Annotated in this window: 18 protein-coding genes and 1 pseudogene; 12 read left to right on the forward strand and 7 right to left on the reverse strand. The window is 36.7% G+C overall.

Annotation, left to right across the window (positions count from 1 at the left end; translation table 11 throughout):
- Positions 1-68 precede the first annotated feature (68 nt).
- Positions 69-872 carry an ion channel gene (locus FJR08_RS20510; protein ID WP_168634381.1) on the reverse strand — a complete coding sequence of 268 codons (804 nt, stop codon included), beginning with the start codon at positions 870-872 and terminating at the stop codon, positions 69-71.
- Between the two features lie 62 nt (positions 873-934).
- On the opposite strand from FJR08_RS20510, the gene FJR08_RS20515 reads away from it, so the two are divergent.
- The 6 genes from FJR08_RS20515 (at position 935) to FJR08_RS20540 (ending at position 5,069) form a co-directional block, all read left to right on the forward strand.
- Positions 935-2,113, forward strand: a complete 1,179-nt coding sequence (locus FJR08_RS20515) for an MFS transporter (protein ID WP_168634382.1) — start codon at positions 935-937, stop codon at positions 2,111-2,113.
- 276 nt (positions 2,114-2,389) lie between these two features.
- Positions 2,390-3,181: a DUF4231 domain-containing protein gene (locus tag FJR08_RS20520; RefSeq protein WP_015081564.1), complete on the forward strand. Its 792-nt coding sequence runs from the start codon at positions 2,390-2,392 to the stop codon at positions 3,179-3,181.
- A 182-nt stretch (positions 3,182-3,363) separates the two neighbouring features.
- Positions 3,364-3,552: a hypothetical protein gene (locus FJR08_RS20525; RefSeq protein WP_041458148.1), complete on the forward strand. Its 189-nt coding sequence runs from the start codon at positions 3,364-3,366 to the stop codon at positions 3,550-3,552.
- A gap of 200 nt (positions 3,553-3,752) precedes the next feature.
- Complete coding sequence (locus tag FJR08_RS20530) at positions 3,753-4,271, forward strand: inorganic diphosphatase (RefSeq protein WP_015081563.1); 519 nt, start codon at positions 3,753-3,755, stop codon at positions 4,269-4,271.
- Between the two features lie 130 nt (positions 4,272-4,401).
- Positions 4,402-4,785 (forward strand): aspartate 1-decarboxylase, encoded by a 384-nt coding sequence (gene panD, locus FJR08_RS20535; protein WP_015081562.1) that lies wholly within the window; start codon positions 4,402-4,404, stop codon positions 4,783-4,785.
- A 134-nt stretch (positions 4,786-4,919) separates the two neighbouring features.
- Positions 4,920-5,069: a hypothetical protein gene (locus tag FJR08_RS20540; RefSeq protein ID WP_371260363.1), complete on the forward strand. Its 150-nt coding sequence runs from the start codon at positions 4,920-4,922 to the stop codon at positions 5,067-5,069.
- 573 nt (positions 5,070-5,642) lie between these two features.
- On the opposite strand, the gene FJR08_RS20545 is transcribed toward FJR08_RS20540, so the two are convergent.
- The 3 genes from FJR08_RS20545 to FJR08_RS20555 all read right to left on the reverse strand — a co-directional run bounded on the left by FJR08_RS20545 (position 5,643) and on the right by FJR08_RS20555 (position 7,569).
- On the reverse strand, positions 5,643-6,047 hold the full coding sequence (locus FJR08_RS20545; protein ID WP_168634383.1) for a type II toxin-antitoxin system VapC family toxin: 405 nt from the start codon (positions 6,045-6,047) through the stop codon (positions 5,643-5,645).
- A complete protein-coding gene (locus FJR08_RS20550) occupies positions 6,037-6,252 on the reverse strand; it encodes a hypothetical protein (protein WP_168634384.1) in 216 nt (71 codons plus the stop codon). The genes FJR08_RS20545 and FJR08_RS20550 overlap by 11 nt, the downstream gene beginning before the upstream one ends.
- A gap of 198 nt (positions 6,253-6,450) precedes the next feature.
- Positions 6,451-7,569 (reverse strand): hypothetical protein, encoded by a 1,119-nt coding sequence (locus FJR08_RS20555; protein WP_168634385.1) that lies wholly within the window; start codon positions 7,567-7,569, stop codon positions 6,451-6,453.
- Between the two features lie 662 nt (positions 7,570-8,231).
- On the opposite strand from FJR08_RS20555, the gene FJR08_RS20560 reads away from it, so the two are divergent.
- The 3 genes from FJR08_RS20560 (at position 8,232) to FJR08_RS20570 (ending at position 13,804) form a co-directional block, all read left to right on the forward strand.
- Complete coding sequence (locus FJR08_RS20560; RefSeq protein ID WP_168634386.1) at positions 8,232-9,794, forward strand: ferredoxin--nitrite reductase; 1,563 nt, start codon at positions 8,232-8,234, stop codon at positions 9,792-9,794.
- 142 nt (positions 9,795-9,936) lie between these two features.
- Positions 9,937-11,433, forward strand: a complete 1,497-nt coding sequence (locus tag FJR08_RS20565) for a NarK family nitrate/nitrite MFS transporter (protein WP_015081558.1) — start codon at positions 9,937-9,939, stop codon at positions 11,431-11,433.
- 190 nt (positions 11,434-11,623) lie between these two features.
- Positions 11,624-13,804 carry a molybdopterin oxidoreductase family protein gene (locus FJR08_RS20570; RefSeq protein ID WP_168634387.1) on the forward strand — a complete coding sequence of 727 codons (2,181 nt, stop codon included), beginning with the start codon at positions 11,624-11,626 and terminating at the stop codon, positions 13,802-13,804.
- An 85-nt stretch (positions 13,805-13,889) separates the two neighbouring features.
- Here the strand turns inward: FJR08_RS20570 and FJR08_RS20575 are convergent, their stop codons facing one another.
- From FJR08_RS20575 to FJR08_RS20585, 3 genes are all read right to left on the reverse strand, one after another.
- Positions 13,890-14,933, reverse strand: coding sequence for an anthranilate phosphoribosyltransferase family protein (locus FJR08_RS20575; RefSeq protein ID WP_168634388.1), 1,044 nt, complete (start codon positions 14,931-14,933; stop codon positions 13,890-13,892).
- 58 nt (positions 14,934-14,991) lie between these two features.
- The gene (locus FJR08_RS20580) at positions 14,992-15,915 is read right to left on the reverse strand and encodes a LysR family transcriptional regulator (RefSeq protein WP_015081555.1); all 924 of its coding nucleotides are present in this window, start codon (positions 15,913-15,915) and stop codon (positions 14,992-14,994) included.
- A 381-nt stretch (positions 15,916-16,296) separates the two neighbouring features.
- Positions 16,297-16,725: a ubiquinol-cytochrome c reductase iron-sulfur subunit gene (locus FJR08_RS20585; RefSeq protein WP_168634389.1), complete on the reverse strand. Its 429-nt coding sequence runs from the start codon at positions 16,723-16,725 to the stop codon at positions 16,297-16,299.
- Positions 16,726-16,994: 269 nt separating this feature from the next.
- Between FJR08_RS20585 and FJR08_RS20590 the strand changes: the two genes are divergently transcribed.
- The 3 genes and pseudogenes from FJR08_RS20590 to FJR08_RS20600 form a co-directional block, all read left to right on the forward strand.
- Positions 16,995-17,420, forward strand: coding sequence for a hypothetical protein (locus tag FJR08_RS20590; protein WP_168634390.1), 426 nt, complete (start codon positions 16,995-16,997; stop codon positions 17,418-17,420).
- 110 nt (positions 17,421-17,530) lie between these two features.
- On the forward strand, positions 17,531-18,292 hold the full coding sequence (locus FJR08_RS20595; protein WP_168634391.1) for an NB-ARC domain-containing protein: 762 nt from the start codon (positions 17,531-17,533) through the stop codon (positions 18,290-18,292).
- A gap of 29 nt (positions 18,293-18,321) precedes the next feature.
- Positions 18,322-19,007 (forward strand): annotated as a pseudogene (locus FJR08_RS20600) (transcriptional regulator); the annotation flags it as partial.

Consider the following 19,007-nt stretch of genomic DNA (forward strand, 5'->3'; position numbering starts at 1 on the left):
GTACAAACAGAAATTGATAAGCCTTTGTGTAGCTTGATTTTAATAATATAAAATTATACAATTCTCTTTCAGTAAGTATAACGAGCATCGACAACCTGTGCCACTGTTTCATCAATCCCACTCATAGAAATCATCAGCAAAGCCTGAGTTTGACTTAATAATGCCGATGTCATCCCATAAAAAGGACTAGACTCATTAATAATGTGCATCACCGTCCAAGATAAAGAAAAACTAGGTGTCTGATTTCTGATAAGTTTCAGATCATAGATTTTCCGCATCAATTCACCTTCTAGGGTGATCTTATCACGCATCAAATACACCCCCATCTGTGCCGCTAGAATCATATTCCGGCGCTGATTAGCAGTGCGAAACATTAAAGTTGGCATTCCCTCATGCTGTGTAATTACTGCCACACGACTAAACATCACACGAGCAGTCGGACGGGAAAACCGAGCAAATGCCAACCCAATCATTAAAGCAATTCCCCTCACACCAATTATCGCTTCAATAGTCACAATAATATTTGCATAAAGTCTAGTAGGATACATTGCCCCATAACCAATAGATGCCAAAGTTTGTACACTGAAGAAAAAAGCATCTACAAAAGAACCCGGTTGAGCATTGGCAATGCAATTTCCTCCCAACCAGTAAGCAAAAGCAAATAAAGTATTAATAGCCACATAAAAACCACAAATCAGCAGAAAAAAGCCCATCCAAAGAATCGTCAGCAACAAATGGTAAGGATCATGCCAATAGGAATGCCATGCACCCATACCGATAATTGTGAATTGTCCATTGTGAATTTGAATATAAACTCGTGAATGCAAGTGTTTTCCCGGCTGCTGAAAAAATCTCTGTAATTTAAATTTCATAGGCAGTAAGTAAAAGTCCAGTGAATGATAGGATGACTAAAGATAAATATATTTAATTAACAATGAACCGAATTTTTTGGATTACTGCCTTAATTGCCTTTATTAACTCCCTAAGTTTTACAATTTTAATCCCCATAATTTATCTTTATGGTAAACAATTTGGTTTAAATGATTTCCAAACCAGTTTATTATTCTCAACATATTCCATTGCTCAATTTTTCGCCACTCCTGTAATTGGTAAACTTTCCGACAGATTTGGACGGAAACCATTATTAATAATCAGTTTAGCCGGAACAGTAATTGCTAATACCATAGCCGGAACTGCCACAACAGCAACTTTACTATTTTTCGCCAGATTTTTAGATGGTATCACAGGCGGAAATGCTTCTGTTGCCCAAGCCGTTATTTCTGATGTTACCAGTCAAAAAGATCGCGCTCAGGCATTTGGGATTTATGGTGCAGCAATGGGATTAGGCTTTGTTCTTGGCCCAGCGACTAGTTTAGTAGCACAGCAAATTTCTTTAGGAACAGCATTTTTAGTTTCCGGTGCAGTTGCTCTTACCGGGATGTTAATGACAATATTTTTATTACCAGAAACTATCCAAAATAAATCTCCAAAATCCACAAACATCTTTGATTTAGGGTTAGATAATTTAATTAAAGGATTTGCTATGCCAGGCATTGGCATTTTATTATTTATTAACTTTTGCACAGGGACAACATTTACCATGTTTACCTACGCATTTCAACCCTATTTTATTCAAGTTTTAGATCAAAATAATAAATCTTTAACACTCTTATTTTTAGTTTTTGGCACATTAGGAGTAGTTATGCAAACTTGGGGAGTATCTATTCTTCGTCGTAAATTTAATGTTGTCAAAATATTATTTTTAGGCTTATTTGTTCGCAGTTTATCATTTATATTAATGCCTGTTTGGCCTAGCATCACTTATTTTGTCGTAGTTAGCATATTATTTGCACTGTTTAACGCCCTAGTCCAACCCATGATTAGTACATTGATTTCTCTCAATGCTCAACCGCAAGATCAGGGAACCGTATTAGGATTAAACGCATCCTATTTAAGTATTTCCAACGGTATTGGCCCAGTGATTGCTGGGATGATAGTTCAACAATCTCAACCCATTACATACAGCTATCCTTTATATCTAGCAGGAGTTTTAACATTTTTGGTGTTAGTGTTAGCCATAGCTACGCGCAAAAGATACAGCACTGCGATTTGATTTGTGAATTTACAGTAGGTTCATTTATTAAATGCACAAGTTGATGGAAATTTTTCATCAACTTAATTAAATTTAAACTTTATTTATATCTGTATCCTTGAAAACAACTGGAAAATCCGGATCTTAACCTTTTTTCTGAAAAATATTGCTAGTCCTGGCAACTTGTCAATAATGTTACTTTCGTGTAATATAGATCTTTGGTTGTGAAAATATTTTTACAACGGGGTTTCCAATCATCAATTCAACATTCCGACAATAACCACACCAGGAAAAAATATGCTGTTTTTTTTCAAGTTGATTGATTATTTATTAGCCGCAGTTGCTATCACATCAATTTTCATCATTTATGTTGGTTCTAGTGATCAACAATATATAACTGCTGCATCCGTTGCTTTAACTGTTGCTCTTGGTTTGTTTATCTTCAATAGACAATCTGTGAAGAATGCTCAAAAGGAATCACAAAAAACTGAGCTTTCCAAAAAAGCTGAACTCTATACCTCTCTATTAAGCAATGGCACTACATTGGACTATAATACAGTTTTACCAGCACGAGCTAAAGCTTTAGAATATTGTCAAGAGTTGATTGATGATTATAAAAGTTCTCGAAATCTCGCCAGAACTCTTTACTATGTTTTGCAAATTTCTACCGTTATTTTGTCAGGTGTCACACCAATTTTAGTGTTGGTGGATAAATTAGAAGCAGGACAAAGCTGGTTAAAATGGCTGCCTGTTATTTGCCCAGCCGTTGCTTCCATTGTTGCTAGTATCGTTACCTCATTTCCTTTTGAAAAAAATTGGATGGCTGCTAACAAAGCCGTTGAATTATTAGAAGCTGAACAGGAAAAGTTTATTTTGGGAATTAGCCCAGCCTATCGTTGTTATGATATTTCCGAAGAAGGTAAACAACAACAAAGAGTAAGTCAGGCAATAGAACTATTTATTAATCAAGTGAATAATATTCACCTCCAAATAGTTCAACCCAGCAGTGATTCAGAACAAGGAAATCAAGAAAAACAAGAGTCACCACAACCTGAAGAATCAACTACAGGACAAAAAGTGGCTGCATAATCTTGGGCGCAGGGACTAATCTAATTGGACGCAAGACCTGCGCCCCTACGGAATTTCTGAAGGATCAAAAATGTCAGTTATCCCTGACATTACGGTTTATAGTAAAAAAATAGTTAGAATGGTGTAGACCCTCTTTTCCAGGGAGTCAACCCACTCGTGATTCTGATTAATTGCAACCTTGTATGAATTTAAATAGCCAGTCTGCCCATTCTTCCGATACATATTCCCAACGTTTGGCAGACATTGTGGGAACAGTGATCGCTTTGATCACCCTCACTTTACCAGTATTTATCATCGCCCACTATTCTTCAGTAAATGTTGAAAACAATCAGCCATCCTTAAGCTATAACCTATCTATTCCCGGAGATTAAAATATACAGCAGAATTTAGGAGTCAAAGCAGAGGATAATGGGCAGGGAGTTTTTTTCTCTGCTTTTTTTTGATCATTTGTGAAATTCGCCAAGATTTTTAGCAGGAATCTGGGGGAAGAGATCCACAATGCCTTAGAATCTTACACTGGGAGCGAAAATGGCTGCTACCGCTTATTCACTTTTAGTAAAGGAGTTTTGTTGTGGATTTATCTTTGATTCCTGCCCAACCAAAGCCAGGTGTAATTAATGTCCTGATTGAAATTGCTGGCGGAAGTAAAAATAAATACGAATACGATAAGGATTTACAAGCATTTGCTTTAGATCGGGTTCTCTATTCTTCGGTCAAGTATCCTTATGATTATGGTTTTATCCCTAATACCTTAGCTGATGATGGCGATCCGTTAGATGGTATGGTAATGATGGATGAACCAACATTTCCCGGTTGCGTGATTGCGGCTAGACCAGTTGGTTATTTGGAAATGATTGATGGTGGCGATCGTGATGAAAAAATTCTTTGTGTTCCCGATAAAGATCCGCGCTATGCTCATGTAAAGTCTCTCAAAGACATATCCCCTCACCGACTAGAAGAAATTGCTGAATTTTTCCGTAGTTATAAAAATTTGGAAAAAAAGGTCACGCAAATTCTCGGTTGGCAGGATGTGGATAAGGTAGCTCCCTTGGTGGAAAAGTTCATTCAAGCAGCTAAAGCTAAAGCATAATAGATTATGGGTAGTGGTAATGTAAATTACTCATTACCCACCAAAGCAATAATTGTGGGACAATCAGTAACAACCTACTGAGTCTAATTCCCAAAATTCTTACTGGTTGCAAAAAAAAATTTAAACTCAAATGCAGCGCACTCTCTTATCGGCAAAAATTCATAACTGTACGCTCACAGCAGCAAATATTAACTATGTGGGTAGTATCAGCATTGACGAGGTTCTCCTGAAAAAAGCTGGTATATTCCTCTATGAGCAGGTACAAGTAGTGAATATTGCTAATGGTGAGCGTTTTATTACTTATGCCATACCTGCTCCCGCTAATTCAGGAGCGATTGAATTAAATGGAGCAGCGGCACGTTTAGGCGTGGTTGGCGATCGCTTGATTATCATGACTTACGGGCAGTTTACTATAGAAGAGTTAAAATGTTACTCTCCGACTGTTGTAATTGTGGGTGAAAAAAACCAGTTATTAGAAGTGCGACATTATGATGATCTCCTCAGTAAGCTCTAATTTTCAATAAAATGTTAAATTTTGAGTTGTCCGATTCTCAAATTTATGCTCCTGAACAACTAAGTCCTACTCTTGCTGGTGAATCTGATCTATTTCAGGTGCGATTCTTGTACGTGGTTTGATTCCTACTCCTAGTGGCTCAGAAAGCTGGAGTAAAACGGTTAGTAATCTCCTATCATCATTCTGATGATGATGATTTTCTTGATCATGTTCAAACTGAAATTCAGTCAGTATTCCCTAAAGCATTACTAGCTCGTGAAGGACTTATTTTAAGTATTAATTAATATAACCGCCTAATAGGTGGGCGGGAAATCGCCAAAATGTGTACAGAAACGTAAAACCGCCCAAAACTGCCATCTTCCTGTTACCAATTCTCTAAACTTAATTCTTCAACTCTCAATAAATCACTATCATTAGAAACATTAATATTCATTATGATGAAACTGATTTAGATGTTGATTTAAAAAACTTGGGAATTATCTAAAATTTATGATCATAGTTAGCAATACTTCACCTACAGCACTTCCCGGTGTTATGAGGTACATATCTAGCGGGCAAGACTTGTACTGAGCTTGTCGATAGCGCAGCGTGGCGTTAGCCATAGTATGCCCGCACTACAAGAGTTTCATGATTCAACTTTGTACCTCATAAGAGCGGAAACCGCTGTATTACTAATCTATCAGCTATAGGGAAAAATCCAATTAGTAGAACAACTTTATGGATAAATTATCATATCATCAGCCGTTTTTCAAGAATTAACACAATGGGGAGATTCAATACCAGGAGCAAAAGAAGTCAAAACTTATGACTGGATTATTGTAAAACCTGTTAATAATGTTAGTTTAGGAAAATCTTTATTATCTCATTAATGCTTGAAACCCAGCTTGAATAAAATGCTTATCAAAAGTTAAAGCTTGAGTAACTTTATATTTTTTCATGACCACAAAAGAAACACAATCAACTAACCCATAAGATTTATCTTGATGTTGTTTATATAAATTTAATGCTTCTTCAAATAATTCAGGATTTAACCGGATAACTTCTATATCATCAGAATTTAAAAAAGTTTCCATTAATTCAACTGCTTCACTTTTATAATTACTCGATAAAGCATTACCAACTTCTAATAAAATTGCATCAGTGGTTATCAAAGGATAATTTTCAAATTTTTGAGCTAATTCTAAAGCTTTGAGATGATATTGATCCCGTTTGTTTATTAAGGCTACAATAAACAGCGTATCAACAAAAATTTTATCCCTCACTTGTATCTCTCCCTAAACTAACACTCACTTGAATCGAGAAATCTTCAGGAGCATCAATTTTAATCTTTCGTAATTTGGACATGAGACTAGGTTTTTTAACAGCATTTTCTGCATCGCTTAACTGTTCAATAATCCCATAAACTTGATTAAGTTGTTCTTCTGTTAAATTTTTGAGTTTCTCTTGAATCATTTGTTTTGTAATCATAGTAACTTACCTCAAATAACTATTATTAAGTACAATTATAGCAAATGACTCTTTAAATTTTCTGTTGTTATGTATTGTAGCATTTTTTAGTTTGGTGATGCTAGAGTTTCAGATACCCGACTTCTTAAAGAAGTCGGGGATCTTGTTGTTTGGAAATTATTTAGGATTGTTATGTAGTCAAATTGTTACTTAATTTAACTACATAACTACTTCTTGTCTAATTGCTATCACTTTAAGTGATAATTGATTTAGGTTTTCTTTTTCACTTAAAGTCTCTGTCAGATAAGCGTCTAATTGTTTTTCCAGCTTCAAATATGCTTCTTTAGAAGTTAAAGGATTAGCTTCTTTATTAGCTTTAGCTTCATAATATTTACAAGCCGTAAATCCTACTAATTGAAATAAAGCAATATTGCTTGAAGCAGTAATCATTAAATTAACAAATGGAACTTGTTTTAACAAAATTTCTAATCCTAGCTGTCTCAATCTTTCTGCTGTGAATGCTGTAGCAAGAATACCTAGAATTTCCCCATCTTCTATTTCTTCAAACCCATAGGTAATACCTATTTGATAAACAATTTCTACTAATAAACCTACATTCTTAGTTAAATCAACTATTTCTGCAATTATAGGATTTACTATTTTTAATCCATCAGAAATAATTCCAGTTGTTGTAGCAAAAATAGTTTTTTCGGTGATTAATTCTTGAGCAATTTGTGAAGGTTTATAATCAGGATATTCTTTTCGCAAATCTATTACTTCTTGTTTTGCTTTTGCTAATTCTGCATCTGCTAATTTATTAAAAACGCTGACTAAACGTGGTAGCCAATATTTATTCAAGTAGCGATTAATCGTATCCGTAATACTATCAATGGTTTTACCAAATTTTTCTATTAATTCATTCAACCATTGTTTAGATTTAGCTAAAGAAATATTTTCTTTATCTGTTATATCTTCTTCTGCTAATATTTGGAACTCTTTAATTGCTTTAGAGATTAATTCCAGATCAGAGGAAACTTTATTGCTAATATCTCTGCTAATTTTTTGAGTGTAACTAAGTAAAAAGTCAATATCTTCTTTTGCTTGTTTTTTGGCTGAATCTGAATCATTTACGGGTGGCAGAGGATTTTTGAAGCCAGCTAAAGCAGATACAGGAATCCATTCTCCATGATCTTTCTTTTGATCTTTTCCTAGCTTTAAAAAACACACTTGCTGACGATCTGTATAAGTAGCAATTGCTATAATCGTACCTCTTTCTTTTTCATTGTTTATGATAGCTTCAACAGTTGAATTGAGACTATCTACTCCTAGTTTTGTCATTGCTTTTAATCCTGTAAATATTACTGGTAATTACAGCTATTTTTCACGTCAATTAACCACATACTAATTTTGCTTTACTCAATCACTTCTAAGAGTAAATACAAAGACGTAAAGAACTGTATGAATCAGAGTCAAGTATAAACACATGAAAACTGATGTAGTATTTATAGTACCATAGAATAATATTAAAATGCTACAACATATTTAATACTTAGGAAAAATATTGAATTTATATATTGCATATCTCCGTATAAATCCAAATACATTAAAAAATGTGTAATAAATATACCCGCTTTTTATTACTTTTTTATCGCTAAATCAAGGCTTTTATATTTAATACTGATAAATTAAATTACATTAATTTTTATTAGCTAAAAATGCAAGAAAATATATATTGATACAATTATTATCGCTTATATCCATAAACTCACACTTATTATGCAAAAATCGCAATTAATATATCCGTTTTTTGCATAATTACTCAAATTTAGTAACCTACTATACGAACTGTTATGAAAAATCACACTAACGTAACAATATCGAAACTGTTACACCACCAACCAGGAAACTACTATCAGTTATTTCCCCAAAGTGGCAAGTACAGAACCGATAAGAACACGGATACACAGTTAATTCAGTCCTGTTTCCCCAAAAAAAGCATAATGATAGAAACAGCAACTACCACAGATAAACTCAATAAATTCGAGAAATTCAAAGCCGAAAAAGACGGACTCGTAGTTAAAAACGAAATAGAAAATTTTGCCCAAATTGGTTGGGAAGCAATGGACGAAAACGACCTCAACCATCGCCTAAAATGGTTAGGTGTATTTTTCCGTCCAGTCACTCCCGGTAAATTCATGATGCGAATGCGTCTACCTAACGGTATTCTCAACAGCAGTCAATTGTCAGTTTTAGCAGAAGTGGTACAGCGTTACGGTGAAAATGGCAGCGCCGATATTACCACTAGACAGAATATACAACTACGCGGGATCAACTTTGAAGATATCCCCGATATCTTTAATAAATTTCACAAAGTCGGATTGACTACTATCCAATCAGGGATGGATAACGTCCGTAATATTACAGGTGATCCTGTAGCTGGCTTAGATGCAGATGAGTTTTATGATACCAGAGAATTAGTGCAGCAAATCCAGGATATGCTGACTAACAACGGTGAAGGTAATCCAGAATTTAGCAATCTTCCCCGCAAATTTAATATTGCAATTACTGGAGGAAGAGATAATTCCGTTCATGCAGAAATTAACGATTTAGCCTTTATTCCCGCTTTTTGGAGAAATGAAAACGAAGTACCAATCTTTGGGTTTAACGTCATTGTCGGCGGCTTATTTTCGGCAAAACGTTGTGAAGCTGCTATTCCTCTCAATGTTTGGGTATCTCCCGCCGAAGTTGTATCATTATGCAAAGTCATTGTCGAGATTTTCCGAGATCATGGCTTACGTGCAAATAGACTAAAAGCCCGATTAATGTGGTTACTTGATGAATGGGGGATAGAAAAATTCCGTGCTGAAGTAGAAAAGCGAGTTGGAAAATCATTATTACCCGCAGCAGCAAAAGATGAAATTGACTGGGAAAAACGGGATCATGTGGGCATATATAAACAAAAACAACCTGGATTTAACTACGCAGGTTTAAATATTCCCGTCGGCAGATTGTCTGCTGATGATATGTTGGAAATTGCCAGATTAGCGGAAGTTTACGGAAGTGGAGAAATCCGGTTTACCGTTGAACAAAATATCATTATCCCAAATATTCCTGATTCCAGTTTAACAGCATTTTTCACAGAATCAGTATTAGAGAAATTTTCAGTTAATCCTGGCTTATTAATGCGATCGCTAGTATCATGTACAGGCGCACAATTTTGCAACTTTGCCTTAATAGAAACCAAAAATCGCGCCCTATCAATAATTAAATCATTGGAATCTGAACTAACTTTATCACGTCCTGTGCGAATTCATTGGACAGGATGCCCTAACTCCTGTGGACAGCCCCAAGTAGCCGATATTGGCTTAATGGGAACTAAAGTGCGTAAAAATGGCAAAATGTTGGAAGGTGTAGACATTTACATGGGTGGAACAGTGGGGAAAGACGCACATTTAGGAACTTGTGTGCAAAAAAGTATTCCCTGCGAAGACTTACAGCCCATATTAAGAGAAATACTAATTACCAAATTTGGGGCAAAATTGCGAGAACCAGCAATAATTTAACCTCAATAACTAGACATCAAATCATCCGCGTTTATCTGCGTTTATCCGCGTTTGATAAATCATCAATTTAGGCAATTTCATAATTGTCCTTGGATTTTTATATCCAATTTTTCAGAAATTCAATTATTTAGCGAGAAAAGAAATGTTAAAAGGATTATTTTCATTCCAAGGACGCTATCGCATACTACATCAGACATGGTTTGCATTTTTCCTAACCTTTGTTTGTTGGTTTAACTTTGCCCCCTTCGCTACCACAATTGGAAAAGAATTACATTTACTTCCTGAACAAATTAAAACATTAGGAATTTGTAACCTAGCATTAACAATTCCGGCCCGTCTAATTATTGGGATGTTATTGGATAAATTCGGGCCAAGAATTACCTATTCCCTCCTATTAATGTTTGCAGTTGTTCCTTGTTTAGCAACAGCATTAGCCCAAGACTTTAACCAACTAGTTATTAGTCGCTTATTAATGGGAATAGTCGGTTCTGGATTTGTGGTAGGAATCCGCATGGTAGCCGAATGGTTTCCTCCCAAAGAAATGGGAATTGCCCAGGGTATTTATGGCGGTTGGGGTAACTTTGGAGCATTTGGAGCAGAATTTGCATTACCAACAATTGCAATTGCAACCAGCTTTTTAGGTGGTAGCGGTTCTAACTGGAGATTAACAATTGCCTTAACAGGAATTGTCACTGCAATTTACGGATTATTCTACTTTAAAAGCGTTCAAGATACACCCAGCGGTAAAGTTTATCAAAAACCCAAGAAAAATGGCTCATTAGAAGTAACTTCTATTAAAAGCTTTTGGGCGTTGATTGTTTCCAACCTTGGTTTAATATTCGCATTGGGTTTATTAGCTTGGAGACTAGAACAAAAGAAAATTCATTTCCTCACACTTAGCCAAATGTATATAGTTTGGATTGTATTAGCAGGATTATTTGCTTACCAAACTTACCAAGCATATCAAGTCAATCACGAATTACTAACAGGAAAAAAAACCTACCCAGCAAATCAACGTTATCAATTCGGTCAAGTAGCATTATTAGAATTTACCTACATTACCAACTTTGGTTCAGAACTTGCAGCCGTTTCCATGCTCCCGGCATTCTTTGAAAAAACCTTTGGTTTAGAACATATTGTCGCCGGCATGATTGCCTCCATTTATCCCTTTCTTAACCTAGTTTCTCGTCCCAGTGGTGGTTTAATTTCCGATAAATTAGGTTCGCGTAAATGGACAATGACAATAGTTTCTGCGGGGATTGCAATAGGTTATTTAATGGCACATTTCATTAACAAAGATTGGCCTATCCCCCTCGCAATTGCTGTCACCATGTTTGCGGCTTACTTTGCTCAAGCTGGTTGTGGTGCAACTTACGGAATAGTGCCATTAATCAAAAAAGAAGCAACCGGACAAATAGCCGGAAACGTCGGTGCTTACGGCAACTTTGGCGGCGTAGTTTATCTAACAATCTATAGTTTAACAGACCCATCAACCCTATTTGCCACCATGGGAATAGCCGCCATGATTTGCGCCTTTATGTGTGGATTCTTCCTCAAAGAACCAAAAAATTCATTTGCATCTGATAATGAAAATGAAGGAGAAATAATTAATCATCAATCTGTTTTAATAGAAGAATAATTATCTCACGCAAAGGCGCAAAGGTAAGAAAATAAAAACTAGAAATTAAAAATATTTCTCCTCTTATGAAATTATCTCTGTGTCCTCTGTGCCTCTGTGGTTCGTTTATCATAACTTTGCTCCTTAGCGTCTACCCTGCGGGATCTCTAAGAGAGATTGCGCGAAATAACTTTTTAAACCTGCAAATATTATGACAGAATTTACCAAAACACTTTGTCCTTATTGCGGTGTTGGTTGCGGTTTAGAAGTTTCTCCACCAGCCCAACATGGAAAAGCCACAAATCGAGATAGTGAAGGAATTCCTATTTGGCGAGTTAGGGGTGATAAATCCCATCCTTCTAGTCAAGGAATGGTATGTGTTAAAGGTGCAACTATTGCTGAATCTTTGGATAAAAGTAGATTACATTATCCCATGGTGCGCGATTCTTTAGATGCAGAATTTCGGCGTGTGAGTTGGAATGAAGCTTTTGATATTATTACCCACCGGATTCAAACATTGAGATTGAATCAAGCCACAGATTCTATCTGTATGTATGGTTCTGGACAATTTCAAACAGAAGATTATTATATTGCTCAAAAGTTACTTAAAGGTTGTTTAGGAACTAATAATTTCGATGCTAATTCCCGGTTGTGTATGTCTAGTGCGGTATCTGGGTATATTCAAAGTTTTGGTGCTGATGGTCCTCCTTGCTGTTACGATGATTTAGAATTAACTGATTGTGCTTTTTTAATTGGTACAAATACAGCAGAATGTCATCCCATTATTTTTAATAAGTTAGCAAAATATCATAAAAAAAATCGCCATGTTAAAATGGTTGTGGTTGACCCTCGGCGGACTCCCACAGCCGAAGCAGCCGATTTACATTTAGCTATTCGTCCAGGTACAGATATTGATTTGTTAAATGGTATTGCCCATTTATTAATGAAATGGAATTATGTTGATCTAGCTTTTATTGATGATTGTACTAGCAATTTTCCGGCTTATGCTGAGGTAATTCGGCATTATTCGCCGGAAGTTGTGGCGAGTCGTTGTGGTATTAGTATTGAAGATTTAGAAACCGCTGCTAAATATTGGGGAAAAGCAAAATCTGTACTTTCTTTATGGTCAATGGGTGTTAATCAATCTTCAGAAGGTACGGCTAAAGTTAGAACTATTATTAATTTACATTTAATGACGGGACAAATCGGTAAACCTGGTGCTGGTCCTTTTTCTTTGACTGGTCAACCTAATGCTATGGGTGGCAGAGAAGCGGGAGGGTTAGCCCATTTATTACCGGGTTATCGGTTGGTAAAAAATGCCCAACATCGCGCAGAAGTTGAGGATTTTTGGGGTTTGGAAAGAGGACAAATTTCCCCTGTTCCTGGTTTAACTGCTTGGGAAATGATCACTGGTTTAGAAACTGGAAATGTGGGTTTATTGTGGATTGCTGCCACTAATCCGGCTGTGAGTATGCCCGATTTAGAAAGAACTAAAAAGGCGTTGTTAAAATCTCCTTTTACTATCTATCAAGATGCTTATTACCCTACGGAAACATCAGCTTATGCTCATGTTTTGTTACCTGCGGCACAGTGGGGTGAAAAAACTGGGATTATGACGAATTCGGAAAGAATGGTAACGCTATGTTCGGCTTTTCGTGAACCACCCAGAGAAGCAAAACCTGATTGGGAAATTTTCGCAGAAGTGGGAAGAAGATTAGGTTTTAATGATAAGTTTAATTTCCAAAATTCCGCCGCAGTTTATCAGGAACTTGTCCAATTAACTCGTCAGCGTCCTTGTGATATGTCGGGTTTAAGTCATGGGTTTTTAGCCGCACAAGGTCCAACTCATTGGCCTTATGCACAGGGTAGTAATTCAGAAACTAAACGTTTATATACTAATTTGCGATTTCATACACCTGATGGACGCGCTAAGTTTGGTGCATATTATTCTAAAGGACTTGCTGAACCACCTGATGAAAATTATCCTTTTATATTAACTACTGGTAGATTGTACGGGCATTGGCATACACAAACACGCACCGGCAGAATTGAGAAAATTCGCAAACTGCACCCACAACCGTTTATTGAGATTCATCCCCGTGATGCTGCTGCTTTGGGTATTATTGATAATCAGTGGTTAGAGGTGCGATCGCGTCGTGGTACAACTAAGTTTCCAGCCAAAGTTACAAAAGCTATTTCTCCCGGTACTGTCTTTATCCCTATGCACTGGGGTAAACTGTGGAATGATGATGCAGAAGCTAATACGCTTACCCATTCAGAAGCTTGTCCTGATTCCCTCCAACCGGAATTAAAAGCCTGTGCTGTGCAGTTAGTTCCAATTCTTGTAGAATCTACGGTTAAAAATTATCAACTTCAGTCTTCTCAGTGGTAAGCTTTTGTCTGAATCAGGATGTCCAGGATTAAAGGATAAACAGGATAAATAGGGTGAGAACAAAAACTTTATCACCAATTACCGATTAAAATCTTTGCAGCAAAGTATTAATTTGTTGCAGTTTAGCTGCTAATACACCACTACTAATTAATTCGGTGGCTGTGTCTATACCAGCTTGCATATCTGAACAAATACCAGTGCGCCATAGATAAAAACCACCATTCCATAGGGCTGTTTGGCTGAGTTCGCTGGTTTTTCCCGTTAAAATCCCCTGCATTTCCTTAATGAGTTCTTCTGTGGTAGTTAGGGGAACGTTTTTAGTGATAAAGCCATATTCACTCGGTGCGAGTTGTAGCCGGGTTAATACTTCTGGATTTGATGAAGATAAGCCAATGATAGCTGTGCGATCGCGTGGTAAGTCACAACTACCCTCTAAACCCTTGATAAAAGTGTATTTATTCACCCCACGTAATCCCAAAGCAGTCTGAAACATTCCTTCTGTGGGTGGATGAACAAAACCGGCAATAATGTGAGCATCACTCGTATATGGACACCAAATCAACTCCATTGTTGCTAACGGTGGACGTTTCCCCAATTGCTCACGGTATTCCCACAAAGTTTGATTTAAAGGAAAATGCTTAGGTGTGTAAATAAAACCGATTCCTGTTTGTTCAAAAACCTGCTGGGTTTGTTCGAGTGATAAACCAGTCCAATCTATTCCTAAACCTTGCCAAATCTCGATTAAAGGTAAACCATATTTTGTCGGTAAGCGATCTCCTCCGTGCATAATTACAGGTTGTCCCGCAGCAGCTAATAATAAAGCCGTAATTATATTAATTGGTGCAGTGCGGGTTCTGCCATCATAGGGTACACCCAAAACTATGACAGGTTGGGCTATTGGTAGCAATTTGGGTCCGATTTCATAGTAACTGTCTAACATCCCTGCTAATTCTTCACCTGTGGGACGTTTAATGCGGTGAGCAATTAAAAATGCGCCAATTTGCGCTGGTGTGGCTTCACCTAATAACATCATTTTTGTTGCAGTAGCGGCTTCAGCACGAGTTAAATTATCTGATGTGTGAGTTCCACTACCTACTTTTTGAATAAATTCTCTAAATTTATTAGTCATTTGTTAGTTGTTAGTTGTCAGTTGTCAGTTGTCAGTGGAAAAAGGTAATAGTTTATTTTTAATTTTTTATTTCCGGAATATTATCTTTGACAAGTTGCCAAAAATATTGAATAGGGGGAATGTGGAGACGATCTTGAGTTGTTACCATCACTACCCGACGAGTTAAACTAGAATTATCAGCTAAATTACTATTTTCGGCTAGGGGACGAACTGCCAGGGTGGGATCATGTCTGGCTTCTATTAATGCTGATTGGGGAAGTAAGGCAATGAGTTCTCCTTGACGAACTACTCCCCGAAAGGCATCCAGGGTATTTACTTCTAAAGCTGCTTTGAGTGTAGCTTTCATCTGTTCAAATTTATCTTGAATCAGACGTTGCATTCCATAACCATCTTTAAATACCACTTGGGGATAACGAATTAACTCTAACCAGGGGATAGATTCATATTCAGATAGGGGATGATTTGCTGCGATGAGGACTTCTATGGGTTCTTCATATAGCAATTCTACGGCCATTTCTTTGCCGGTGATTAAAAAGCGATTGTGCATTACAATTGCTAAGTCTACTAAACCATCTTTGAGGACTTTCAGAGAGCGATCGCTTCCTAATGATGTGACTCGCAATTGCACCTCTGGATAATGATGACAAAATTTTTGTAACACTGGTGGTAGGTAAGAAGCACAGACTGAATGAATTGCTGCAATACATAGTTCTGGTTGCTTTCCCCCCATTAAATCTGTTAATTCCTGTGTAGCAGATTCCCATTCCTGGCAGATTTTATGCACACGAGGAAGTAAGCGTTCACCTCCTAAGGTTAATTTGGCATGGGTGCTGCGATGAAATAATTCTATGCCCAAATCTGCTTCTAATGCCTGAATTTGCCGACTAATAGTTGATTGAGTCACACCACATTGTTTAGCTGCTTGTTGAAAGCTACCTGTTTGAATGATCGCCAAAAAGGCTTGCAACTGCTCTAGACGCATTTTAATAGAACCTAAGTATAAATGAATAACTCTTATTAATTTAACGGGTTATCTGTATAATTTTAATTTAATTTAATTTGTTGTCCAGTATTTAATTTACATAATCACATTAGCAAAAATACCTGTGCATACTGAATTGATGCGTTGTATAACAACTGATATAGCAAGGAATAGGGAATAAAGTCAGAAAATTATTTCCCTCTGCCTCTTTCCTCCTGATTCCTGCTATGAGGTACATATCTAGCGGGCAAGACTTGTACTGAGCTTGTCGATAGCGCAGCGTGGCGTTAGCCATAGTATGCCCGCACTACAAGAGTTTCATAATTCAAGTTTGTACCTCATTAGAGCAAAATCTGCTGTATGATGACAGCCTGGAGATTGTCAAGTTGCTTTAACTAAGATAGAACCACCTTCAATTTTAGCTTGGTAAGTTTTCAGCGGTTTTTTAGCAGGACCTTCTTGTGCTTTACCATCAGGAGCGAATTTTGCACCATGACAGGGACAGACAAATTTACTTTGTTTTGCGTTCCAGTCGATGCTACAACCTTGATGAGTACAGGTAGGATTAACAGCAATCAGATTTTTTGCGGCTTTAGATGTGCCAACTACTAATACTGCGCCAATGGTTGAATTTTCTACTAATAGTTGCCCAGTTTTGTCTAATTGTGCCACAGTACCAACTTTTTGCCAGCCTTTCGTGGCAGCATTAGCAGATGTACTCGTTTCGGGAGAACAGGCTGCAATTGCGACAGGTAAGGAACTCGCTAAACAACCTAATCCTACCCAATTTATAAAGTCACGACGTTTCATCTTTGCTGGTAATCAATATGTGATTTTTTACTAATATCTATTATTACTGGCAATGTTGGATAATGTCATTATTTAGTTGTTGATTTGAGGTGATGGAATTGAGGGCGCATACTCTGCAACTCTACGGTTTTTGTGAATTTAAATCATTGTTTTTGCTAAGAAGAGTTTATCAAAGGAGCAATTTAAATTATTATTAAAACACATTGACTCCGTTAGGAATGTGCTATCATGACTCTGTATAACTAACAGTAGTTAAACCGCATAAATTCATGGATATTGCTGTAATTGTTAAGTTTCTCGCTCCCTGTCTGCCTTTTTTGCTGACTATGGGTAATAAAGCCGCAGAAGGTGCATCTCAAAAAGTCGGTGAGGATGTTTGGAATAGTGCTAAAGTGATTTGGGCTAAGTTATGGCCGAAGGTAGAAGCTAAGGAAGCAGCAAAAGAAGCAGCGGAGGATGTAGCTAAAAATCCCGATGATGAAGATTTACAAGTAAGTTTGCGGGTACAATTGAAGAAGATTTTGGAAGCAGATACAGAACTTGCAGAGGAAATTGCCAAGATTTTGGAAGAACAAAAATCTGATGGTGGTTCTTCTGTTGTCAATGCTCAATCTTATGATGAGAGTACACAGATTAATGCTGGACGTGATGTTGTTAAACCCAACTTTAGTAGAACTTACAACAACCCAAAGTAATTAATCTTGCTGTTTTTGGTGCTGAACAGGAAGAAATATTAGCAATATTAGAAAGCAGCACCAAATCAGAATCACCGGGGATTTTCAAAGCGGGAAACCCTAATAAAAGTTTGGCTTATTGGCAAGGAAGAACAGCAGAAATTGCCAATTTAAAACAATGGTTAAATAATCCAAATATTCCTCTAATTGGTATTGAAGGTATTGGTGGTATAGGCAAATCTATGTTATCAGCCTATATTTATGAAGATGAAACAATAGCAGGTTTTAGAAAACGTTTTTGGGCTGATGTGAGTTCTGGGGCAATTTTTACTGATGTGGCTACTCAAGTTTTACAAGATTTTGGTTTTCGAGTCCCAGAACAAGAAACACAATTATTACAAACTTTGGTGAAATGTTTACAATCCGATGAATATTTATTGATCATTGATAACTTAGAAAGTCTTTTAAAAACAAATGGAACTTGGGGAAGTCAATTCTATGAAGACTTTTTTAAAACTTGGGTAGAGTGTGGGGGTAAAAGTAAAGTAATTGTCACCACCAGACAAAGACCAGAATTACCGAAAAGATTTCAATGGCTACCCTTATCAGGTTTAAAAATAGCAGATGGGGTAGCACTATTAACAGCTTTAGGTATTCAAGGAAATTTAGAGGAATTTGTCAAATTAGTAGACGGTTATCCCTTGCTGTTGCCAGGGGAAACGCATCTTATCAATAAGGGCAATTTAATCTCAATAATGACCAAAATATTCGCATTAACGACCATTATTGACAATATTTTATTCCATCACTATGACTCTGAAAAAATCAATCAAACGATAAATGAGGATTTATTGGTTTACGCATTAAATCGGTATTTTGTCAATAAAATTTAGATGCGTTTCCCCTGTTGCTGTTGCAATTTGTGGCAGATTTATTAAAGGAAGAATATCCCCAAGACCCGCATTTAAAAAGATTGGAAAATTTAGGTTTGGGAAATTTGCAGCAATTATTAACAGATAAAAAAGTGGTTGGCCAGCACCGTCGGGAAAATGTGGGGATGGTGTTGGTATTAGATGCCAGTTTTGAGCGTTTGAATGAGTTGCTAAAGTCTCTATTACAAAATATTAGTGTTTATCGTGGTGCGGTAAATAGTAAGGCTGCGGTAGCTGTATGTTTAGGAAGTTCAGAAACAGAGATTGAGAGGGAATTAAGAAATCTTGTAAAGCGTTCTTTTTTATCAGAAAAATTGATTGATGATGGCAGATGGTTTGAGTTTCAGCCTGTGGTTTTGGAATATGTGCGATATAAAGCCGGTGATCAGAGGTCAGCACATCAACAAGCTATTAATTATTATCAGTCAATTGCTAAACAACAACCTTGGCAAACTAAAGATGATATTCAGGAATATTTAGAAATCTTTTATCATTTTTACCAATTAGCCGATTATGACTCAGCATTTGAGGCGATTTGGCATTGCAATGATTTTTTAAATTTACGGGGTTATTATGCCAACCAAGTAGAGTTATATGGGCAATTGGTAAATAAATCGTCTGAAATTGATGATAGACAAAATTGGAATTATCGGGCTTCTCTGATTTCATTAGGCAG

This window comes from Dolichospermum sp. UHCC 0260 (genome assembly GCF_009711985.1).
Classification (GTDB): Bacteria; Cyanobacteriota; Cyanobacteriia; order Cyanobacteriales; family Nostocaceae; genus Dolichospermum; species Dolichospermum lemmermannii.